The 22,133-nt window shown below is 73.2% G+C and carries 18 protein-coding genes; 6 read left to right on the top strand and 12 right to left on the bottom strand.

The features are described 5' to 3' along the window. Positions 1–384: 384 nt before the first annotated feature. The gene (locus ACGFZK_RS24235; RefSeq protein ID WP_393850954.1) at positions 385–1,455 is read right to left on the bottom strand and encodes a DUF3533 domain-containing protein; all 1,071 of its coding nucleotides are present in this window, start codon (positions 1,453–1,455) and stop codon (positions 385–387) included. Between the two features lie 115 nt (positions 1,456–1,570). Here ACGFZK_RS24235 and ACGFZK_RS24240 point away from each other — a divergent pair, with 115 nt between their 5' ends. From ACGFZK_RS24240 to ACGFZK_RS24250, 3 genes are all read left to right on the top strand, one after another. Further along, positions 1,571–5,200, top strand: coding sequence for a DNA polymerase III subunit alpha (locus ACGFZK_RS24240; RefSeq protein ID WP_393850955.1), 3,630 nt, complete (start codon positions 1,571–1,573; stop codon positions 5,198–5,200). After that, on the top strand, positions 5,197–6,204 hold the full coding sequence (locus tag ACGFZK_RS24245; RefSeq protein ID WP_393850956.1) for a hypothetical protein: 1,008 nt from the start codon (positions 5,197–5,199) through the stop codon (positions 6,202–6,204). Before ACGFZK_RS24240 ends, ACGFZK_RS24245 begins: the two co-directional genes overlap by 4 nt. Before the next feature lie 179 nt (positions 6,205–6,383). Then, a complete protein-coding gene (locus ACGFZK_RS24250) occupies positions 6,384–7,244 on the top strand; it encodes an esterase/lipase family protein (protein WP_393850957.1) in 861 nt (286 codons plus the stop codon). Positions 7,245–7,291: 47 nt separating this feature from the next. Here ACGFZK_RS24250 and ACGFZK_RS24255 read toward each other — a convergent pair whose 3' ends face one another. From ACGFZK_RS24255 to ACGFZK_RS24280, 6 genes are all read right to left on the bottom strand, one after another. Next, on the bottom strand, positions 7,292–8,353 hold the full coding sequence (locus ACGFZK_RS24255; protein ID WP_393850958.1) for a lytic polysaccharide monooxygenase: 1,062 nt from the start codon (positions 8,351–8,353) through the stop codon (positions 7,292–7,294). Between the two features lie 328 nt (positions 8,354–8,681). Next, complete coding sequence (locus tag ACGFZK_RS24260) at positions 8,682–8,909, bottom strand: hypothetical protein (RefSeq protein ID WP_393850959.1); 228 nt, start codon at positions 8,907–8,909, stop codon at positions 8,682–8,684. A gap of 152 nt (positions 8,910–9,061) precedes the next feature. Then, a complete protein-coding gene (locus tag ACGFZK_RS24265) occupies positions 9,062–10,186 on the bottom strand; it encodes a hypothetical protein (protein ID WP_393850960.1) in 1,125 nt (374 codons plus the stop codon). A gap of 1,057 nt (positions 10,187–11,243) precedes the next feature. Then, on the bottom strand, positions 11,244–12,317 hold the full coding sequence (gene tsaD / locus ACGFZK_RS24270) for a tRNA (adenosine(37)-N6)-threonylcarbamoyltransferase complex transferase subunit TsaD (protein WP_393850961.1): 1,074 nt from the start codon (positions 12,315–12,317) through the stop codon (positions 11,244–11,246). Between the two features lie 219 nt (positions 12,318–12,536). Beyond that, entirely contained in the window at positions 12,537–13,019 is a 483-nt protein-coding gene (locus ACGFZK_RS24275) for a DUF402 domain-containing protein (RefSeq protein ID WP_393850962.1), read from the bottom strand. Continuing rightward, positions 13,016–13,975 (bottom strand): GNAT family N-acetyltransferase, encoded by a 960-nt coding sequence (locus ACGFZK_RS24280; protein WP_393850963.1) that lies wholly within the window; start codon positions 13,973–13,975, stop codon positions 13,016–13,018. The genes ACGFZK_RS24275 and ACGFZK_RS24280 overlap by 4 nt, the downstream gene beginning before the upstream one ends. A 71-nt stretch (positions 13,976–14,046) precedes the next feature. Here ACGFZK_RS24280 and ACGFZK_RS24285 point away from each other — a divergent pair, with 71 nt between their 5' ends. After that, positions 14,047–14,436, top strand: coding sequence for a GntR family transcriptional regulator (locus ACGFZK_RS24285; protein WP_393850964.1), 390 nt, complete (start codon positions 14,047–14,049; stop codon positions 14,434–14,436). 57 nt (positions 14,437–14,493) lie between these two features. On the opposite strand, the gene ACGFZK_RS24290 is transcribed toward ACGFZK_RS24285, so the two are convergent. Beyond that, a complete protein-coding gene (locus tag ACGFZK_RS24290) occupies positions 14,494–15,591 on the bottom strand; it encodes a DUF5925 domain-containing protein (RefSeq protein ID WP_393850965.1) in 1,098 nt (365 codons plus the stop codon). Positions 15,592–15,797: 206 nt separating this feature from the next. Between ACGFZK_RS24290 and ACGFZK_RS24295 the strand changes: the two genes are divergently transcribed. Beyond that, complete coding sequence (locus ACGFZK_RS24295) at positions 15,798–16,604, top strand: SGNH/GDSL hydrolase family protein (RefSeq protein ID WP_393851081.1); 807 nt, start codon at positions 15,798–15,800, stop codon at positions 16,602–16,604. On the opposite strand, the gene ACGFZK_RS24300 is transcribed toward ACGFZK_RS24295, so the two are convergent. Then, a complete protein-coding gene (locus ACGFZK_RS24300) occupies positions 16,574–18,358 on the bottom strand; it encodes a serine/threonine-protein kinase (RefSeq protein WP_393850966.1) in 1,785 nt (594 codons plus the stop codon). The two genes, ACGFZK_RS24295 and ACGFZK_RS24300, sit on opposite strands and share 31 nt — an antisense overlap. A gap of 279 nt (positions 18,359–18,637) precedes the next feature. Here ACGFZK_RS24300 and ACGFZK_RS24305 point away from each other — a divergent pair, with 279 nt between their 5' ends. Then, on the top strand, positions 18,638–18,907 hold the full coding sequence (locus tag ACGFZK_RS24305; protein WP_030723188.1) for a hypothetical protein: 270 nt from the start codon (positions 18,638–18,640) through the stop codon (positions 18,905–18,907). 49 nt (positions 18,908–18,956) lie between these two features. Here ACGFZK_RS24305 and ACGFZK_RS24310 read toward each other — a convergent pair whose 3' ends face one another. The 3 genes from ACGFZK_RS24310 to ACGFZK_RS24320 all read right to left on the bottom strand — a co-directional run bounded on the left by ACGFZK_RS24310 (position 18,957) and on the right by ACGFZK_RS24320 (position 22,110). After that, on the bottom strand, positions 18,957–20,153 hold the full coding sequence (locus ACGFZK_RS24310) for a CaiB/BaiF CoA transferase family protein (RefSeq protein WP_393850967.1): 1,197 nt from the start codon (positions 20,151–20,153) through the stop codon (positions 18,957–18,959). A gap of 140 nt (positions 20,154–20,293) precedes the next feature. Then, complete coding sequence (locus ACGFZK_RS24315; RefSeq protein ID WP_393850968.1) at positions 20,294–21,082, bottom strand: ABC transporter permease; 789 nt, start codon at positions 21,080–21,082, stop codon at positions 20,294–20,296. Then, on the bottom strand, positions 21,079–22,110 hold the full coding sequence (locus ACGFZK_RS24320; protein ID WP_393850969.1) for an ATP-binding cassette domain-containing protein: 1,032 nt from the start codon (positions 22,108–22,110) through the stop codon (positions 21,079–21,081). The genes ACGFZK_RS24315 and ACGFZK_RS24320 overlap by 4 nt, the downstream gene beginning before the upstream one ends. Positions 22,111–22,133 lie beyond the last annotated feature (23 nt).

The raw sequence follows: 22,133 nt of genomic DNA on the forward strand, positions 1-22,133 counted from the left end.
GCCGAGCCGCCCGCAGGCACACGGCGCGAGCGGGACATCGCCGAGCCGCCCGCAGGCACACGGCGCGAGCGGGACATCGCCGAGCCGCCCGCAGGCACACGGCGCGAGCGGGACATCGCCGAGCCGCCCGCAGGCACACGGCGCGAGCGGGACATCGCCGAGCCGCCCGCAGGCACACGGCGCGAGCGGGACATCGCCGAGCCGCCCGCAGGCACACGGCGCGAGCGGGACATCGCCGAGCCGCCCGCAGGGACACGGCGCGAGCCGAATCCGCCGAGCCGCCCGCAGGGACACGGCGCGAGCGGGACATCGCCGAGCCGCCCGCAGGGACACGGCGCGAGCCGAATCCGCCGAGCACCCCGCAGGGACACGGTGCCGTGCGGGTCAGTCGGGGAGGCCGCTGCCCACCGGGGGGCCCGGGCGGCCCTTGCGGAGCAACCCGCAGGCCAGGGTGACCGCCGCGCCGACCACCGCCCAGGCGGCCAGCACCAGCATCGGCCCGCCCGCGCCGTTCCCCTCGAAGTACGTGATGGAGCGCGCGGCGTACGTACCGGCGCCCGGCGGCAGGGCCGGGCCGATGGCACTCCAGAACGGCGGCAACAGCGGATACGCATAGGCGCCGCCGGCGCTCGGGTTGCCGAACACCACGACCAGCAGGATCGCGAGGCCGATCCCGATCACGCCCGCCAGCCCCTGCAGGGCGAGCGTGATCGCGCCGACCGCGAAGACGACGAGGGCGCCCAGCCCCCACAGCCCCATGACGCTGCCGGGCAGCGCGTCCAGCACCGGGCCCGCGATGACCGCGCCGAGCAGCCCGGCGGCGATCGCGTACACGAGCAGCGCGGCGAGGCGGATGACGGCGCGGGCGGCGTTCGCGGGCCGGGCCCCGGCGCTGATCGCGAGGATCGCGGCGCACAGGTAGCCGCCCACGCACCAGCCGATGACCAGGTAGAAGGAGCTCAGGCCGCGGGCGTCGCCCGCGTAGGCCGGGGCCACGTCGGTGATCCGCACCGCCCGGCCCTGGGCCGACTCGGCGCGCCCCACGATCTCGGCCAGGGCCTGGGACAGCGAGGCCCCGGCGCCGGACGCGACCAGCAGCCGGTCGGTCTTCCCGCCCGGGTCGACGATCAGCGCGCCGTCGACGTCCCGGTTCCTGACCTGGGCGGTCGCCGCGGCCTCGTCCTCGGCCACGCGGGGGTCGAGGGGCTTGCCGGGCAGGGCGCCGAGCTGCTTCGCGGACTGTTCGGCCACCGGGGCGCGAGGGGCGGCCACGGCGATCGGGATCTCGCTGGGCACCGGATGGTGGAAGGCGCCGATGTACGAGGTGATGAAGGCGACCTGGAGGGCCAGCACCCCCAGGAGCAGCAGGGCCGCCCGGGTGGTCACGGCGTCCTTGATCTCGGCGAGGAAGCCTTTGGGCGGGCCGGTGTCGGGGCTCTCGGTGGGCGGGGTCATGTCTCACACGCTCTGCGTGCGGGGGGCGGGCCGCAGCAGGGGCGGGCCGAACGGATGACCTCGGGCCCCCTCAGGTGATCGAACAAGTGTTTCGCACGGGTATTCGAATTGCTCTATGGTGGAGAGCGGGGGAGGTGTTCATTCGAGCGAAAGCAGGAGGCCGCGGGTGCCTGGTTTTACGCATCTGCACACCGTTTCGGGGTTCTCCATGCGCTACGGAGGCTCACACCCGGAACGGCTGGCGGAACGTGCCGCGGAGCGGGGCATGGACGCCCTCGCCCTGACCGACCGCGACACCCTCGCGGGCGCGGTGCGGTTCGCGAAGGCGTGCGCGCAGGCGGGCATCCGGCCGTTGTTCGGAGTGGACATGGCGGTGTCGCCCGCCGGATCGCCCACGGCGGGCCCGGCCGGGCCGGGGGGCTCGACCGGGTCCGCCGCGGGCGGCGGGCCGGGTACGGGCGGCGGGTCCGGCGAGGCCTCGTACCGGCGGCGTACCCCCGTCAAGGGCGGCGCCTTCGTGGACGAGTCCGCCGCGCGGGCCGTCTTCCTGGCCCGGGACGGGGCCGCCGGATGGGCCGAGCTGTGCCGGATGGTCACCGCGGCCCATGCGGAGGCCGCCGAGGTCCCGCTGGTGCCTTGGGGCGCCCTGCGCGGGGAGGGTGTCTTCGTCCTGCTCGGGCCCGCCTCCGAAGTGGGGCGGGCGCTCGCCGCGGGCCGCCCCGACCGGGCCGCCCGGCTGCTCGCGCCCTGGCGGGAGGTCTACGGCGACTCCCTGCGCCTGGAGGCCGTCCACCACGGCCGGACCGGCACCGGGCCCGGCTCGCTCCGGCTGGCCGCCCGCACCGTCGGCTTCGCCGCCGAGCAGGGCGTCCCGGCCGTGCTGACCAACGCCGTCCGCTACGCCGACCCCGGCCAGGGCCCGGTCGCCGACATCCTCGACGCGGCCCGCCGCCTGGTCCCCATCGATCCCCGGAACCCCCGGTCTCCGCTCGACAGCGGCGAACGCTGGCTCAAGGGCCCCGCCGCCATGGCCGAGGCTGCCGACCTGATCGCCCGGGCGGCCGGCCTGCGACCCGCCGACGCCAGAGGTCTGCTCGCGGAGACCCGGCGTACCGCCGAGGCCTGCTCCGTGGACCCCGAGGACGACCTCGGCATGGGTTCCGTGCACTTCCCCGAGGCCCGGCTCGTCGGTGCGGCCCACCGCAGCGCCCAGCGGGTCCTCACCTCCCGGGCCTCGGCCGGCATGGTGCTGCGCGGCTACGCGGACGACCGCGCGTACTGGGAGCGGATGCACCACGAGCTCGACATCATCGCCTACCACGGTTTCGCCTCGTATTTCCTGACGGTCGCTCAAGTGGTGGACGACGTAAGGGAGATGGGCATCCGGGTGGCCGCCCGCGGCTCCGGGGCCGGCTCCCTCGTCAACCACCTGCTCGGGATCGCGCACGCCGATCCCGTCGCCCACGGCCTGCTGATGGAGCGCTTCCTCTCCAAGCGGCGGCGCGTCCTGCCCGACATCGACATCGACGTGGAGTCCGCCCGCCGGCTGGAGGTCTACCGGCGGATCATGGAACGGTTCGGCACCGAGCGCGTCGCCACCGTCTCCATGCCCGAGACCTACCGGGTCCGGCACGCCATCCGCGACGTCGGCGCCGCCCTGTCCATGGACCCCGCCGTCACCGACCGGCTCGCCAAGGCCTTCCCGCACATCCGGGCCCGCGACGCCCGCGCCGCGCTGGAGGAGCTGCCCGAGCTGCGTGACGTACGCGGGGAGTCGTACGGGCGCCTGTGGGAGCTCGTCGAATCGCTCGACGCGCTGCCGCGCGGGATCGCCATGCACCCGTGCGGGGTGCTGCTCTCCGACGACTCCCTGCTCGCCCGTACGCCGGTGGTGCCCACCAGCGGCGAGGGCTTCCCCATGTCCCAGTTCGACAAGGACGACGTGGAGGAGCTCGGGCTGCTCAAGCTGGACGTGCTGGGCGTGCGGATGCAGTCCGCGATGGCGCACGCGGTCGCGGAGATCCGGCGCGGCACGGGGCAGGAGCTCGACCTGGACGATCCGGCGCAGGTGCCGCCGGGCGACCGGGCCACGTACGAGCTGATCCGCTCGGCCGAGACCCTGGGCTGCTTCCAGATCGAATCGCCGGGCCAGCGGGACCTGGTGGGGCGGCTGCAGCCGGCCACCTTCCACGACCTGGTCGTCGACATCTCGCTGTTCCGGCCGGGGCCGGTGGCCGCCGACATGGTGCGGCCCTTCATCGAGGCCCGGCACGGGCGGGCACCGGTCCGCTTCCCGCACCCCGACCTGGCCGACGCGCTGCGCGAGACGTACGGGGTGGTGGTCTTCCACGAGCAGATCATCGAGATCGTGCACGTCATGACCGGCTGCGGGCGGGACGAGGCGGACCGGGTGCGGCGCGGACTGTCCGACCCGCAGTCGCAGGCGCGGATCAAGGTCTGGTTCGCGGCGAGGGCGGCCGAGCGCGGCTATCCGGTGGAGGTGATCGGCCGGACCTGGGAGATCGTGGAGGCCTTCGGGTCGTACGGCTTCTGCAAGGCGCACGCGGTGGCCTTCGCGGTGCCCACCTACCAGTCGGCCTGGCTGAAGGCGCACCACCCGGCGGCCTTCTACGCCGGGCTGCTGACCCACGACCCGGGGATGTACCCGAAGCGGCTGCTGCTGGCGGACGCGCGGCGGCGGGGCGTACCGGTGCTGCCGCTGGACGTGAACCGGTCGGCGGCCGCCCACCGTATCGAACTGGTGTCCGATGCGGGTGGTGTGTGGGGGCTGCGGCTCGGGCTGTCCGACGTCCACGGCATCAGCGGGGCCGAGGCGGACCGGATCGAGGCCGGACAGCCGTACGCCTCCCTGCGCGACTTCTGGGACCGGGCGCACCCGGGGCGCCCGGTCGCCGAACGGCTCGCACAGGTAGGGGCGTTGGACGCGTTCGGCGCCAACCGGCGGGACCTGCTGCTGCACGTGTCCGAACTGCACGGCGCACAGCGGGCCGCAGGTGTACGCAACCCCCAACTCCCGCTGGAGGGCGGCCGGTCCACGGCCTCCGTCGGGCTGCCCGACCTGACCGACGCCGAACGGCTCAGCGCCGAGCTGGGCGTCCTCGGCATGGACGCCTCGCGGCACCTGATGGGGGACCACCACGCCTTCCTGACCGAGCTGGGAGTGATCCCGGCGCGCCGGCTGCGGGACACCGAGCACGGGCAGACCGTGCTGGTCGCGGGGGCCAAGGCGGCCACCCAGACCCCGCCGATCCGCTCCGGGAAGCGGGTCATCTTCACGACGCTGGACGACGGGACGGGCCTGGTCGACCTCGCCTTCTTCGACGACAGCCACGAGCGCTGCGCGCACACCGTCTTCCACTCCTTCCTGCTGCTGGTACGAGGCGTCGTGCAGCGGCGGGGCCCGCAGAGCCTGAGCGTGGTCGGGGCGGCGGCGTGGAACCTCGCGGAGCTGGTGGAACTGCGCGCGGCGGGCGGCCTGGACGCGGTCGCGGCCCGCCTCGCCGAGCCGGCCGCCCCGGGGCACGGCGCGGCCGGGGGAGGCGGTGCGGCCGACGGCGCCGAGGCCGACGCCGACGGCGGGGAGCCGGGAGCGAGGGCCCCCGGCCGCAGGATCCGCATGTCCACCGGGTACGAGATGAACCCCTGGGCCGACCTCCAGCCGCCGGGCACCGGCCCCGCGACCGGCCGCAAGCTGTGGCACTCCAGCCCGGGGAGCGCGGGATGACCGCCGAGCAGGTCGTGATGTGCCTGCGGCTGCACCCCGCCGACGGGGGACCGCTCGGGGCGCAGGAGTACGCCGGGGTCCTCGCGCTGCTCGGCGGGATCACCCCGGCCGTGCAGTCCGTGGCGCCCGACACCGTCCTCGCCGACATCCGGGGCGCGCTGCGCTACTTCGGCTGCGACGCCGCCCGGCTGGCCGCCGTGATCCGGGTCCGGGCCCTCGCCCTGTACGGCGTGGACGCCGCCGTCGGCGTGGCCGGCAACCCCATGCTGGCCCGGGCGGCGGCCCGCGAGGCCCCGCCCGGGGGGACCCTGGTGATCCCCGGGGAGCCCGCCGCCGTAAGGGACTTCCTGGCGGACAAGCCCGTCACCGCCCTCGACGGGGTCGGGCCGAAGGCCGCCCGCACCCTGTGCTCCTACGGCCTCGGCTCCGTCGGCCGGGTCGCCGCCGCCCCGCCCGCCGCCCTGCGGCGGATCCTCGGCGCCCGGCTCGGCCGGGAGGTGCACGAGCGCGCCCTCGGGATCGACCGGACCCCCGTCCGGCCGGGTGCGGCCGCCCGCACCATCGCCGCCGAGCGGCTCTTCGATCTGGACGAGCTGGATCCCGTACGGCACCGGCGGGCCCTGCTCTCGCTGACGGAGGAGCTCGGCGCGAAGCTTCGTACACAGGAACAGGGCCGCGGGCAGGTCTGCCGCGCCCTCTCGCTCACCGTCCGCTGCGCCGACCGCACCACCCTCACCCGGACGCGCACCCTGGCCGAACCCACCGCGCACTCGGCCGCCCTGACCGCCACGGCCTACGCCCTCTACGCGGGCCTCGGCCTGCAGCGGGCCCGGGTCCGCGCGCTGTCCCTGCGCGCCGAGGACCTGACCTCGGCCGAACGGGCCACGCGGCAGCTCAGCCTCGACCCCGAGGACGAGAAGGCCCGCCGCCTGGAGGCCGTCACGGACCGGGTCCGCGCGCGCTTCGGGCCGCACGCCATCGCCCGCGGCACGTTGGCCGCCTGACGGCTCATCCGGTCGCCATGCACGGGGCATCCGGGCGACGCGCGAGTTTTTACCGACGCGTAACTTCCCTGTGTTCATACTCACCCGTAATTTAGCGGCAGCAGCTCCCCTTGTGATCCGGATCACGGGACGAACCCCCACGCTCATCCCCTTGAGTCGACCCGCAAGGAGATCACACGATGCTGCCCTGGAGACGCCTGCTCCGCCCGCTGGCCGTCCTCACCCTCACCGCCGCCGCGCTCGTCGCCCCCACCGGCGCAGCGCAGGCCGCGGCCGCCCCCAGCAGCGGCTGGAACAACTGGTCCTGCAAGCCGTCCGCCGCCCACCCGCGTCCCGTCGTGCTCGTCCACGGCACCTTCGGCAACTCCGTCGACAACTGGCTCGGCCTCGCGCCGTACCTCGTGCACCGCGGGTACTGCGTCTACTCGCTCGACTACGGTCAGCTGCCCGGCGTGCCCTTCTTCAACGGGCTCGGCCCCATCGACAAGTCGGCCGGACAGCTCGACGTCTTCGTCGACAGGGTGCTCGCCGCCACCGGCTCCGCCAAGACCGACATCATCGGGCACTCGCAGGGCGGCATGATGCCGCGCTACTACCTGAAGTTCCTCGGCGGCGCCGCGAAGGTCAACGCGCTGGTCGGACTCGCCCCCGACAACCACGGGACCACCCTCCTCGGGTTCACCAAGCTCCTGCCGTACTTCCCGGGGGCCGAGGACCTGATCAGCACCGCGACGCCGGGCCTCGCCGACCAGATCGCCGGATCCCCCTTCCAGCGGAAGCTGAACGAGGGCGGCGACACCGTGCCCGGCGTCAAGTACACGGTGATCGCGACCAAGTACGACGAGGTGGTGACGCCCTACCGGAGCGCCTTCCTGGAAGGCCCGAACGTACGCAACGTCGTACTGCAGGACCTGTGCCTCCTGGACCTCTCGGAGCACGTCACCATCGGGCTCACCGACCGGATCGCCTGGCACGAGGCGGTCAACGCCCTCGACCCGGCGCACGCCGAACGGACCACCTGCGCCTCGGTCTTCGACTGACGGGGCACAGGCGGTCCGGAGCGCGAACCGCGAGGCCAGGGGGTGTCCTAGCGACCGTGGCGGCCCGTCGCCGTACGGGCCGTGCGGCGCCGGGCGGCTGCGAACAGCACGGCCGCGCCCACGGCCAGGGCGCCGGCCCCGGCGATCGCGATCGCCGGGGTGGCGCTGCTGCCGCCGGTCTCCGCGAGGTTGTCCTTCGCCGGGGACGGCGCGGACGGGGAGGACGAGGACCCGGCCCCGATCGGGGCGGCGGCGTCGGCCCTGCCGTTGGTCCTCGGGTCGTTGTCGCCGTGGCCGTTGTGCTCCACCGTGGACTTGCCGGCGCCGTCGGCGATCTGCTGGTCCGTCGGTGCCGAGGGCTTGTCGGACGGCTTGCCGGCGGGCTTGTCGGCGGGCTTGTCGGCGGGCTTGTCCGACGGTTCGGGCCGGGTGGTCGGGGTACCACCGGTACCGCCCCCGTTGTCCTTGCCGAAGACCACGTCCGAGCAGGTGTAGAAGGCCTCCGGGCTGTCGGAGCGCTGCCAGATGCTGTAGATCAGGTGGCGGCCCGACTTGTTCGGAACGGTCCCCGAGAAGACGTAGTCGCCGTTCTGCATGCCCGGGTCGGTGGCCTTCGCGAACGGCGCGGGCTCCAGGTCGGACCACTTCAGGGGCTTGGTGGGGTCGTAGCCGTCCTTCGTCACGTACAGCTCGAAGGAACCCTTGTGCGGGGCCGTGCCCTTGTAGCGGAAGGTGTGCGCGCCGGCGGACATCGGGCTGGCCGGCCAGTCGGCACGGGCCAGGTCCAGACCCTGGTACTTGTCGTTGCCGGCCGAGCACAGCTGGCCGTTCGGGATCAACGACCGGTGGTTCCCGGCCGCGTTGGCGATGTTCACCGCGTTCCAGTCGTAGAACGCCTGCGCCCCGCCGGCCCCGACCGCCGCCTTGCACGCCGCCGACTTCGGGGACTCCGGCCCTTCGGCGTAGCACGCCGCCACCCGGCTGACCGGGTCCGTCATCGAGCCGTGGGCGACCGCGGGGGCGGCCGCGTACGCGACCAGCGCGAGCGGGGCGAGACCGGCGGAGGCGATACGGGTCAGCGTGACGGCGGTACGGCGGCGTGCGGGCATGGGTGATCTCCTTCGGGCACAAGGCAGGGGCGTGCCGGCGGAATCGGGCTCCGCGGCGCCGCCCCCCGGCGGCGCCACGTCGGGCCCTTCCTGTCCTGGCCCGGCCAAGCTAGCCGCCCGGACCACGGCTTTTGCCACCTCGGACCCTCCGGAGCGGATCCTTAGGGTCCTCTTAAGGTCGAGGTAAGAGGGGCCTCAGGAACCGGCGCTGCGGAACCCTTGCACCCCAGGGTTCTGGCTCCCCACCGCCCGTGACAGTCCAGGCAGATCCGCTCTGTGCTGCCTCCGGTGGCTCCCCGGCTGGCTCCCCGCGCGCTGCCTGTGACCTTCAGGCGCCGGGGCGCTTCCACACCGCGGGCCCGCCGCCTTCCCACGTGATCGGCCCGTCCTCGCTCAGGTCCACGTCCTCCAGGCCGGCGCGGCGGAGGAACTCGGCAACGTCCCCGGGGGTGTGCGCACGACCGAGGTCCGCGTCCACGCCGAGCGCATGCACCGTGACTTTGCGACCACCCTGTGGTGACACCGGATGCACGATGATCTCCGTCTGATCCGACATACCCCCAGCCTGCCGCTCCCGCGCCAGTCCAGCACGCTGAGCGCACGGTCCGGCCGACAGCGAGAACCGGTTGTCTCAGCAGCTTCCGAGGCGAGGCCGGTACTCCAGCCGTAGATCGTGAGTCGCCGGCGGGGGCTGGCGGAGCTCGATCGCTACGCCGACTGTGCCGGTACGCGGGTGGTGGCACTGGCGCAGATGGGGAGGGTCCGGGCGGAGTAGGAACGGGCGGCCGCGATGAGGCCGAAGCCCAGGCCGGTGAAGGCCAGACCGCCGAAGGCGACCATCCAGGTGATCCCGGAACTGGTGGTGAACGCCCCCGACGGTTTCAGCTTCGGCAGTACTCCGGTGGCACTGAGCGGGGCGTAGATCAGCAGGACGACTCCGTATACGGACAGGCCGACGGAGCTCAACCACGCCGGCAGCAAGGGCAGTAGGCGTGGGACTCGCCGCCCGGAGAGGATCAGGGTCCATCGTGGGAACACTTGTCCCCACGGGTACAGCAGTCCCAGCAACAGGAAAATCGCAGCCATCGCGGCCAGCACGGTGACATCGATTCCCACCGATGCAAGGGCCTTTGCGAGTTCCGACTCGCCTGCGTTCATCTCCCGCCACCCCTGCGCCGTGACGCCGATCGCATCGCCACCCAGCGTCCAGATGGTCTTGACCCCCGCCCACGGCAGGAGCCCACACATCAGCAGGCAGACCAAGACTCGGGTTCGCTTCAACGCGATGGAGGGGCCGGGGTGGGCGAGCGGACCGTCAAAACCACCTGCGTGGTCCTGTCCGCACCGTGGGCACCTGCCTCGCAGGCGTCGGCGGTACGACATTCCGACGAGGATGAGGAGAGCGGCGCCCACCGCGTTCATCACGGTTTGCGCCAGGCCGGTGGCGCTGTCCACCCCGGAGAACGACGCCAGCGTCACGAAGTGCGCCGGCAGACTGGCCATTCCCATCACGAACACGGGGACCGCCAGGATCAGCGCCGCCGCCACCGTCACTCGACCACGCCTGGCAAGCGTTCGGGTGGTGGCCAGGCAGGCCGCGGCAGCCAGGACGGCGAGGACTGCCAGGAGGAGCTGGACCGTCGGCGCATACGCGATATCCGGCGACCAGGACACGGTGGCGCCTGATGTGGCCCATGTGACCTCGACTACGGCGAACAACACGCCCCATACCGCGGCGGCGTGCGGTGCCCACGTGGGCCAGCGCCGCGACCACACCGACCACCCAGCGTCCTCCAACGGCGGGCTGGAGCCGGTATGCGTCTGCGATTTCATAGGAACAGCCACCGTGACCTCCGGTCCGAATTGCCGACACTCAAGAATTCCCCGCACCCATACCGGTCACATCCGCCGCGCGGACCATCCGCCTCCCCCGCGTGGGGGAGGAACGAACGGGCACTCCAGCCTTGGATCGTGATCTTCGCACCTGGAAGGCTGCCTGGCGGCGGTAGCTGACGCGCTGACCTGAACGTGCGGGACCCTGCCTTGGTTAGTCAAGCTGGTCCTCCGCGTATGAGAAAGTGACGTTCTTGCACGGTCGGCAGATTCGAGCTCTAGGGCACCCTCGGCCACCCGTGCGGGGGGTCATGACTTTTTCGGAGCCCTCCGGTCTCCGAAACCGGATATACCCAGGCTTGACCGGCTGCCAGTTGACGAAATTCAGGAGAGCAATGGGGTTCCATATCGCCAGCCAACCGTCTTCCATTGACTGCTGACAGTTCGAACACCTCACGTCGTCACTCATGATATTGGGATCCTTTCAAGCTGATTCGGCTTGCCGGCCGACCGTCACGAGAATTTCGCCAACATGACTGTGTCAGGGTGCAGTCGTGTGAACTCACGAGTCTTTAGCGAGGCGAGCGCATACTCGCTGCATTGCACCAGCGGGGCTGTAGGTAATCCATGTGTTCTGTGCAAATCGATGCATCGATCATGTCCCGAAAATCGAAGCTCATCATGTTGCGGGATTTCGGGACTTGGCACATGCTGTCCATTCTGGTATGAGATCTCGGCCATCCGTCCGGGAGTCGCCGCACGATCACAGAGAATGCTTTCCCGCAGTCCAGGCCGGCGTCCGGAGTGGCGGGACCTCGGCCGCTACCGGCGTATGACGCACTACTCGCTACGCGACCGCAACCGATGCCGGCGGCGGCGACTGGGTCGGTTCCAGCTGCCGCGCTCCCCTGCACCCCGAACCGGCCGGCAGGCGCAAGTGACACTGAACGGCGGGAAAACGCCTTCAGGCATCAGGCAGCCACAAGAAGCGACGTCTCAGGGCTCGATGGGGTGGCCCGGCCTGATCGGTGCGCTGCACGCAGGGACAAGAGCCGCCTCAGGAAGCGAGTCGGGCGGTGGTGCGGGCGACGGGGTGCAGGGCCGCGTACTCCAGCGGCGCCGACGGGTCGATCGAGACGTCGAGCGGCGCGGGCTCGGCGCCGGCCCGGAGCAGCAGGTCACCGACGGCGGCGATCATCGCCCCGTTGTCGGTGCACAGCTTCAGTGGCGGCACGCGCAGGGTGATCCCGGCGGCCCGGCAGCGTTCCTCGGCGAGCGCCCGGACGCGCGAGTTGGCGGCCACGCCGCCCACCACGACCAGCGTCCCCACCTCGTACGCGCGGCAGGCGGCGACCGCCTTGCGGGTCAGGACGTCGGCCACGGCCTCCTGGAGCGAGGCCGCCCCGTCGGCGAGCGGCAGTTCCTCGCCGCGGATCCGGTGCTGCTCGGCCCAGCGGGCGGCGGCGGTCTTCAGCCCGGAGAAGGAGAAGTCGTAGCGCGCGTCGCGCGGCCCCGTCAGCGGCCGGGGGAACCGCACGGCGTGCGGGTCGCCCGTGCGGGCGGCGCGGTCGACGGCCGGTCCGCCCGGGTACGGCAGCCCGAACACCCGGGCCACCTTGTCGAAGCACTCCCCGGCCGCGTCGTCGACGGTGTCCCCGAGGTGCACGATCGGGTCGCGCGCCAGGTCCCGTACGAGCAGCAGCGAGGTGTGCCCGCCGGAGACGATCAGCACCATGCACGGGTCGGGCAGCGGCCCGTGCTCCAGGGTGTCGGCGGCGACGTGCCCGGCCAGGTGGTGCACCCCGTAGAGCGGCACCCCGAGCGAGAAGGCCAGGGTCTTCGCCCCGGCCAGCCCCACCTGGAGCGCACCGGAGAGGCCCGGGCCGGTGGTGACGGCCACCGCGCCGATGTCCGTCATCCGCAGTCCTGCCCGGTCCAGGGCCTCCCGTACGACGGGGGTGAAGGAGTGCACGTGCGCCCGTGCGGCGATCTCGGGCACCACTCCGCCGAAGCGGGCGTGTTCGTCCATGCTCGACGCCACGGCATGGCCCAGCAGCCGCCCGTCCCGCACGAGCCCCGCGCCCGTCTCGTCACACGACGACTCGATTCCGAGCACCACCGGAGAGCCCACGACGGCTCCTTTCGCACCTCATGAGTAATTGCAATCTGTGTGCAATAAGGTACGCCGTCGCGGGCGGGTGCCGTGGCCGGGGAGCGGGCGGCGGAGCATCCGGAATCTCCCCTGTCATATGCCTATCGGCTCCCTGTGGCCCGTGCGTATGGTGTGGCCCCGGACCATCCCGGGCCCGGCGCCCTCCCGGCTCCCCACGGGAGGGCCGCCGCGCGCCCCCTACCGGAGCAGAGCGGAGAGCCCGGCCGCCGAGCGGGCCTGATCGTCCAGCGCGTCGAGGGCCCGGACGGCCTGGGCGGCGGCCTCCGGGTCGCTCGTGGCGAGCCCGCTCTCGGCGAACTCGTCCTCGTCCAGCCGCAGTACGGAGGTCCCGTCCGCCGAGACCCACAGGTCGAGGTCCAGGTCCTCGACGAGGATCTCCCCGCTCTGCACCAGGGCGGGGCGCGTGACGTCGCAGTACCAGCCCTTGAGGACACCGGCGCCGGTCCACACCTCCTTGACCGCGTACCAGCGCGTCCGCCAGAAGTGCTCGACGAACACGTCGCCCGGCTCGAAGCGCACGAAACCGAAGTCCCGTACGCCCTCGGCCGCCCAGGGGGCGCGCACGGAGATCCGGTCGCCGTCGTCGGCGACCTGCGCCGCCGGGTAGCGGATCTTGGTCCGGCCGGCCTTGGTCAGGACGACGGTCAGCTGCTCGGTCACAGGGTCTCCAGTTCCTTCGGCTTCTTCAGCTTCTTCGTGAAGCGCGTCTCGGTCGCGCAGATCTCGTAGCCGAACCACTCGTTGATGGCCAGCATCGGGCCGTTGCCCGCATCGTTGCCGGTGAAGGCCTCCGTGTAACCGGCCGTGCGGGCCCGGTGAAGGGAGGCCGTCTTGGCGAGCTTGGCCAGACCCCGGCCGCGGAAGGCGCGCAGGGTGCCGGTCATCGCCGAGGCGTAGCGGGTGCCGCCGTCGGTCTGAGCCGCGGCGAAGGAGGCCACCGCGCCGTCGGCCACGGCGACCGTGGTCAGCTCCTTGTCGAGGGACGGGCTGTTCCAGGTGTGTGCGAGCCAGTCCTCGTAGTCGTCGAACTCGGACGCCACATCGCTCGGTTCGTCGGAGGTCGTCTCGGCGTCGGCCTCGAAGAGCGGCCGCGGATCGGCGGCGAAGGCGGAGGCCGGACGCAGCTCGACCCCGGCCGGAAGGTCCCGCGGGAGCTCGGGCAGGGCGGCCGCCGCCAGGTCCAGGCGCAGGAAGTGCGCCGAACGGCTGGGGCGGTAGCCGTGCCGCTCGGCGAAGGCGCGATGTGCGGGCTCGTCGAGCACCCAGGCGTACACGTCCGTCGCGCCCTGCGCGGCGAGGTGCTCCTCGGCGGTGCGCAGCAGCAGGGTGCCGGCGCCGAGGCCGCGGTGGGCGGGGTGCACGTACGCGTTGACGTACGACTGGCCGGGCACGGGGCTGTCGTGGGCGATACCGGCCTGGGCGCTGCCGATGACGTGGCCGTCCGAAGTCTCGGCGACGAGGATCCGGTGCCGTTTCGCGGGGTGGGCGCTGGAGAGCTCGAAGGCCACGCCCTGGGCGGTGGTGATCAGGAAGGGCAGGGCCGCGCGGCGCACCCGTACGACGGACTCCGCGTCCGAGAGGTCGCCGGGTCGGAGGTCGCGGATCAGAACACTCATGCGGCAGACGCTACGGCCGCCCCTGCGCCGGGCGCCTCCCAATTACCCGGGCATGGTGGACAATCACCTGCGTGACCTCGACGAACCTGAAGATCACCATCGACGGCTCGGCCGGCTCGGCCGCTCCCTACGAACAGCTGCGCGCGCAGATCGCCGACCGGGCCCGGTCGGGGAAGCTGCCGGCGGGCTTCAAGCTGCCGACGGTACGGGGCCTCGCGGAGGAGCTGGGGCTGGCCGCCAATACGGTCGCGAAGGCGTACCGGGCGCTGGAGGCGGACGCGGTGATCGAGACGCGGGGGCGGAACGGGACGTTCATCGCGGCCGCGGGGGATGCGGTGTTCCGCGAGGCGGCTGCGGCGGCCCAGGTGTACGCGGAGCGGGTCCGCCGCCTCGGCCTGACGGAGGCCGAGGCGGCTGCGGCTGCCACGGCCGCCCTCCGGGCCCGGTACGCCGCCCGGTAGACGCAGCGGGGCCCGGCTGCCGCGGGTCCGGGCGGCGCCCGGTTCACCGGACACGCCCTAGAGGTAGAGGCCCGCCTCCGAAGTGTGGGGTTGTGGCGGGAGGATCGCCGCCGGGCCCGTGCCGCGCCGCAGGGCGAACAGCTCCGCCAGGCTGGCGCCCTCGCGGGGGACGCCCTCGTCCGTGCCCAGCCAGTCCACCGCCTCCCGGTGCGTCAGCCGGCCGACCTCGATGCGGGCCAGGCAGCGCCCCGGGCGGACCACCGCCGGGTGGAGCCGTTCCAGGTCCTCGTTCGTCGTCACGCCGACCAGGACGTTGCGGCCCTGCCCCAGCAGTCCGTCCGTCAGGTTCAGCAGCCGGGACAGCGCCTGCCCCGCGGTGTGGCGGGCCTCGCCGCGGATCAGCTCGTCGCAGTCCTCCAGCAGCAGCAGCCGCCAGCGGCCCTTCGCCGTGCCCTCGTCCTCGCCGATCGCGATGTCCATCAGGTAGCCCACGTCGTTGAACAGCCGCTCGGGGTCCAGGACGCAGTCCACCTGGCACCAGTCCCGCCAGGACCGGGCCAGCGTGCGCAGCGCGGAGGTCTTGCCCGTGCCCGGCGGCCCGTGCAGCAGGAGCAGCCGGCCCGCGATGTCGTCCGGGGTCACCTTCATCAGCCGGTCCATCGCCCCGGCCACCGGCGCGGTGTAGTTGGGCCGCACCTCCGGCCAGGTCCCGGCCCCGATCTGGCGGGTCGTCCGGTACGGGCCGCGGCGCGGGGAGACGTACCAGAAGCCCATCGTGACGTTCTCGGGCTGCGGTTCGGGCTCGTCCTGCACGCCCTCCGTGGCCTTGCCGAGCACCCCGGCGGCGAGTTCGTCGCTGACCGCCGTCACGGTGACGTCCGCGCCCCGGCTCCAGCGCGAGACCAGCATGGTCCAGCCCTCGCCCTCGGCGAGGGTGGCGCTGCGGTCGCTGTCGCGCGCCGAGCGCAACACCGTTGCCTCCGGCGGCAGGAGGGTCGCCTCTGCCTTGACCCGCTCGATCGACACGCTGTGCGAGTACGGCTGCTCACCGGACGCGAACCGGCCGAGGAACAGGGCGTCGACGACATCCGACGGCGAATCGCTGTCGTCGACGTTGAGCCGGATCGGCAGCGCGTCATGCGGGTTGGCTGACATGGCGCCCATGATCCGGCACGGCGTGCCCTCGTGCACCCGTGTTTCGCCGGATCGGGTGCCCAGGTTCCCTCTTCAAACGCATTCGAAGTGAAGGTTCGGACCGCAACTCTGCCCGGAACATTCTTGGCATGGACACTTCCAGCGAACCCCGGCTGCTTGTACCACGGACTCAGGAGTAACCCCCACAAGGAGCCGCACACATGAGCATGAGACTGTCGCGCTTCGCTGCCCTCACCTCCTCCCTGTTACTCGCCGCGGGAGCCACCCTCTTCGGCGCCGGCCAGGCGGCCGCCTCCGCCCGGGCCGACTTCGGCTACGTCGCCCTCGGCGACTCGTACTCCTCCGGCGTCGGCGCCGGCAACTACGACAGCGGGAGCGGCAACTGCAAGCGCACCACGCGCGCCTACCCGGCCCTGTGGGCCGCCGCCCATTCCCCCCAGACCTTCTCCTTCACCGCCTGCTCGGGCGCTCGTACGGGTGATGTCCTCGCCAGCCAGCTCGCCCCGCTCAACTCCGGCACCGACCTCGTCAGCATCACCATCGGCGGCAACGACGCCGGGTTCGCCGACGTCATGACGACCTGTGTGCTCCAGTCCGAATCCACCTGCGTCAACCGCGTGAACCAGGCCAAGGCCTACGTGGACTCCACCCTCCCCGGCCAGCTCGACCAGGTCTACAACGCCATCGACAGCCGCTCGCCCGGCGCGCACGTCGTCGTCGTCGGCTATCCCCGCTTCTACAAGCTGAACGGCACCTGCACCACCGGCCTGACCGAGGGGGAGCGGGCCGCCATCAACGGCGCCGCGGACCACCTCAACACCGCCATCGCCAAACGCGCCGCCAACCACGGCTTCACCTTCGCCTCGGTCGCCGGTGCCTTCACGGGTCACGAGATCTGCTCCGGCAGCGCGTGGCTGCACAGCCTCAACTGGCTGAACATCGGCGAGTCGTACCACCCGACCGCCGCCGGACAGTCCGGCGGCTACCTGCCGGCCTTCACGAACGCAGCCTGATCGGCCCGGCTGGCCGGGTCCACCTGGTCCGCCGGGTTCGCCGGGTCCACCTGGTCCGCCCGGTCAGCCGACTCCGTCCCGTCCGTCCCGTCCGTCCCGTCCGTCCCGTCCGGTTCGCCGGGCGCGGGAGGCGTCGGAGAGCTCGCCGTCGGCGAGGCCGGTGACGGACTCGGCCCGGGGGAGGGGGCCCCGCTCGTCGGGGTCTCCTTCCGGCAGGTCACCGAGGTGGCCACCCACTGGGTGGCCACCTCGGCCGGCCCCCGCACCTCCAGCCGGACCGCGTCCTCGAAGACGCCGTCCGGCTCGTGCGTGAGTTCCGCGTGCTCCAGCCGCCGGCTCCGCGGCCCGCCCTCCTCGTACGTGACGGACTGCCAGCCGGGACCGGAGGTCCGCCCGCTGCGCGTGGCCCAGCGGTACTCCAGCACGACCGGGGTGCGCTCCACCTCGACGGTGGCGGTGAACGCGGGCGCGTCCGCCGCGGGCGGCGGACAACTGCCCGTGTAGGAGGAGCGCACGGTGTCCACGTACACCCCGACGTGCTGCCCGGCGGGGGCCGAGCCGGAGGCGGAGGCCGAGGGAGCCGTCGAGGGGGTCGTGATGACGCTCTGCGCGGTGGTCGCCGCGCCCGTCGGGGCGCCGCCGCCACTGCCGTTCGCGCCGGTGTCCTTCCTGTCCTTGAGCAGCAGCCACCCCACGGCGACCAGGGCCAGCAGCATCAGCACGATCCCGATCGTCAGCACCAGCCCGGCGTGGCCCTCGCGCGCCACGGGCCCGGACGCGGGCAGCGGCGGTGTGGCCCGCCCGTACGGGTCGTGCGCCCCGTGCCCGCCGTGTCCGGGGCGATCGGACTGCCCGCCGTGCCCGGGGTGTGCGACGGCCGTCGGAGTGTCCGGCCCCGACACCGGCGCGCCGGAGGCCCGTACGGTCCCGCCCGCGCCCACCACCCGCAGCATCCGGGCCGCCTCCGCCGCGGGCAGCCGCTCGGCCGGGTCCTTGCGCAGCAGCCCCTCCAGTACGGGCGCCAGCGCCCCGGCCCGGCGCGGCTGCGGCAACTCGGCGTCCACCGCGGCCCGCAGGGTGTCCAGCGCTGTGGCCTGCCGGAAGGGCGTGGCCCCCTCGACGGCGGCGTAGAGCATGATCCCGAGTGCCCACAGGTCCGACGCGGGTCCCGGGTCGCGCCCCATTGCCCGCTCCGGCGCCAGGAATTCGGGGGAGCCGACCACCTCGCCCGTCATGGTGATCGCCGAGGAGCCCTCCAGGCTCGCGATCCCGAAGTCGCCGAGCAGCACCCGGCCGTCGTTGGCGATCAATACGTTGCCCGGCTTCACGTCCCGGTGCAGCACTCCCGAGTCGTGCGCGGAGCGCAGGGCGGCGAGCACCTGTTCCCCGATGTGCGCTGCCCGTTGAGGGGGCATCGGCCCCTCGGCCTCCAGTACCTCGGCCAGCGAGAGGCCGCGCACCAGCTCCATGACGATCCAGGGCCGCCCGCCCTCGGAGGCCACGTCGTAGACGGTGACGACCCCGCGGTGCGAGACCCTGGCCGCGGCCCAGGCCTCCCGCTCCAGCCGCCGGTACAGCCGCTCCAGTTCGGCGGGCTCCAGTCCGGCCGGAGCCCGTACCTCCTTGACGGCGACCTCGCGGGCGAGCACCTCGTCCCGGGCCCGCCACACGACGCCCATCCCGCCGCGGCCGATCGGTTCGAGCAGTCGGTAGCGGCCCGAGATGACACGATCGGAGTTCGATTGCTCACTCACGCGCGCCCCCGAGTGTGTTCCCGTGCGCCCACGCGTCATCGGGCGATCACTCCAAGTTAGCGCAGTGTGGGCCAAGTGGCCCCTGTCGTGACGGGACTCGCGCAGAGGCCTTTCGCAGCGTGACGTCTGTGCGGAGAGTAATCGTCGACTCCGCTGAGTAATCGTCAACTCCCCGTCGCCACAGGGGTAATTCACACCACCGGGATACCCGGGGGCGACGCGGGGGCGATAGGGTTAACCTGCCCGGGCCGGGTGCCCTCGTACGGGTGGGGAGAGAACATGGAACAGATAGCAATGCGCAGCAGGCCGCCACGCGTGCCTGCCATCACCTGCGGCAGCAGTGCGACCAGCTCGCGCCTCGACCGCCACCTCTCCGTGCTGGGCGGTCCCGCCGTCCCGCACCGGGAGACCGCCGAGGCGACGCTGCTGATGCGCGAGCTCACCTCCCGCGACCACACGCACCGTCTGCGGAGCCGGAGCGCGCGCGTCTCGCTCTTCGCGCCGCTGCGCCGTCTGCGTCGCACGCTCTTCGGCAGCCGCCGCTCGTAACCGTCCCCGTACCGCAGCCGCCGGCCTTTCGGTCTCCGGCTCCCCGGCCCTACCCGATCACACCGTCCCGGCGCAGTTCCGAGATCTGCGCGTCCGCCATCCCCAGGGCGCGCAGCAGGGATTCGGTGTGCTCGCCCAGCGCGGGCACCGCACCCATGTGCGGTGCCGCGCCGCCCGGCAGCCCGATCGGCGGCAGCAGGGCCCGCAGCGGTCCGACCGGTGATTCCACCTCCCGCCAGCGGTCCCGGGCCGCGAGTTGCGGATGCCCGGCCAGCTGGGCCACCGAGTTCAGCCGCGCGCACGCGATGCCCGCCGCTTCCAGCCGCCCGATCGCCTCGTCCGCTCCGAGCCGGCCCAGCGCCTGCGCCACCACCGCGTCGGTCTTCTCCCGGTTCCCGGTGCGCGCCGTATTCGTCGCGTACGCCGGATCCTCTGCCAACTCGGGCCGCTCCAGCACCTGTTGGGCGAGCCGCCGCCATTCGCGGTCGTTCTGCACCGACAGCAGCACCCGGTCCCCGTCGGCCGTCGGATAGGCGTCGTAGGGGGCGATCACCGCGTGCGCGAGGCCGGTGCGGACCGGCTGCTCCCCGCCGTGCATCGTGTGGTGCAGCGGGTGTCCCATCCATTCGGCGAGCGCGTCGAGCATCGACACCTCCACCCTGCCCCCGCGCCCGGTGACCCCGCGGCGCAGCAGGGCGGCCAGGACTCCCGAGAAGGCGTACATGGCCGCCGCGATGTCCGCCGCCGGGATCCCCGCCTTGACCGGCTGTTCCGGGGTGCCGGTCACCGACACCAGGCCCGCCTCGCACTGCACGAGCATGTCGTAGGCGCGCTTGTGGGCGTACGGGCCCTCGGCGCCGTAGCCGGAGACGTCCACGGCCACCAGCCGGGGGTAGCGTGCTGACAGCGCGGCCGAGTCCAGCCCGAGCCGGGCGGCGGCTCCCTGCGCGAGGTTCTGCACGAAGACGTCGGCCCCGGCCAGCAGCCCGTGCAGGAGCTCCCGGCCGCGCGGGTCCTTCAGGTCGAGCGCGATCGACTCCTTGCCGCGATTGGCCCACACGAAGTGGGAGGCGAGGCCGTGCGCGGCCGTGTCGTAGGCACGGGCGAAGTCGCCGCCGTCGGGGCGCTCGACCTTGATCACCCTGGCGCCGAGGTCGGCGAGCTGGCGGGTGGCGAAGGGGGCCGAGACGGCCTGTTCGACGGCGACGACGGTGATGCCGTCCAGGGGGAGCGGTTCGGTAGCCATGGGGCCTGCCTACCGGGTCGGACGGGCGGCTGTCACCTACGGCCGCTGCCGGGGGCCGTCAGGGCCGGGTTGTCGGGGCGCGCCGGCCGGGCCGTGCTGTCGGGGGCCGGCTATCCGGGGGCCCCTGTCCAGGGCCCGCGCTATCGCGGGCCGCGCGCGAACCTGCGCGTGGCCAGCGGCACGAACAGCGCGAGCAGCAGCCCCGACCAGAGCAGCGCCCCGGCCACGGGATGCGCCGCGGGCCAGGCCGCGCCTGCAGCGGCCTCGCCCCCGGCGTTCCCGCACAGCACGCGCACGGCGGTGGCGACGGCGCTGATCGGGTTCCACTCGGCGACCGCGCGCAGCCACCCGGGCAGACCCGCGGTCGGCAGGTACGCGCTGGACAGCATCGGCAGGATGAAGGTGGCGCCGCCGAGCTGGCCGGCCGCCTCCTCGCTCCTGCTCGGCAGGCCGAGGTACGTACCCACCCACGCGGTGGCGAAGCGGAACAGCAGCAGCACGCCCAGGGCCCCCAGCGCGCCGGGCAGGCCGTTCTCGATGCGCCATCCCATGGCCAGCCCCACCAGCATCAGCGGCACCATCGACACGCCGGTGGTCAGCAGGTCGGCGGCCGTCTGCCCGAGCGGGACGGCGGTGCGGCTCATGGGCAGGGTCCGGAAGCGGTCCGTCACCCCGCGGTGGACGTCCTGCGCGGCCGTGAACAAGCCGGTCATCAGACCGTTCGCGGCGGTGGCGGCCAGCAGCCCGGGGACCAGGAACTCCCGGTACTCGGTGCCCGGCATGGCGAGGGCGCTGCCGAAGACGTAGCCGAAGAACAGCAGCATGGTGATCGGCATGGTCTGGGTGAGGACCATCAGCGCCGGGGCGTGCCGGGCCTTCTGGAGCTGGCGGGTGAGAACGGCTCCGCCGTCGGACAGCAGGGTGCTCATGCGGCGTACTCCCGATCGGTGTCGGTGTCGGTGTCGGCGTTGGCGGCGGCGGCCTCGGCATCGGGGGTGCCGGGGCTGCCGGGGTGGGGCGGGCGGGCCCCGGTGAGGCGCAGGAACACCTCGTCGAGGGTGGGCGGGCGCAGGCTCGCGTCCGTGACCGGCACCCCGGCGGTGTCGAGTTCCCGGATGATCCGGGGCAGGGTGAGACCGCCGTCGAGGACGGTGACCCCGACGGTCAGCCGCTCCTCGTCGAGCACGGGCCGGCCGCCGGTGAGCTGGGCGAGTACGGCGGCGGCGCGTGCGACCGCCCCCCGCGCCGCGACCGTGACCTCGGCGTGGGCGCCGATCCGCGCCTTCAGCAGGGCCGGGTTGCCGGTGGCCACGGCCCGGCCGCCGTCGACGACCACGATCTCGTCGGCGAGCCGGTCGGCTTCCTCCAGGTACTGGGTGGTGAGCAGCACCGTGGTGCCCTCCTCCGAGAGCGTGCGCACCGCCGTCCAGATCTGTTCGCGGGCCGCCGGGTCCAGGCCGGTGGTGGGCTCGTCGAGGAACAGCACTCGGGGCCGGGTGATCAGCCCGGCGGCCAGGTCCAGTCGCCGCCTCATGCCGCCGGACCAGGTGGACGCCACCCGGTCGGCCGCCTCGCCGAGCCCGAAGCGCTCCAGCAGCTCGTCGGCGCGGGCCCGGCCCGCGGGGCGGCGCAGCCCGGCGAGCCGGGCGAAGAGCCGAAGGTTCTCACGGCCGGTCAGGTCCCCGTCGACGGAGGCGTACTGGCCCGTGACACCGATGGCGCGGCGGACTGCCGCGGGATCCCGGCTGACGTCGTGGCCGGCGACGCTCGCGCGGCCGCTGGTGGGCGCGGTGAGCGTGGTGAGGATCCGCACGGCGGTGGTCTTGCCCGCCCCGTTGGGGCCGAGGAGGCCGCAGACCGTGCCCTCGGGGACGGCGAGGTCGAGGCCGCGCAGGGCGTGGACCTCCCCGTAGCTCTTCTCCAGACCCTCACTAAGTACAGCGTACGTAGTTGTCATGCGTGCCACCGTACCTCACTACG

This window comes from Streptomyces sp. NPDC048257, from assembly GCF_043201855.1.
Lineage (GTDB): Bacteria > Actinomycetota > Actinomycetes > Streptomycetales > Streptomycetaceae > Streptomyces.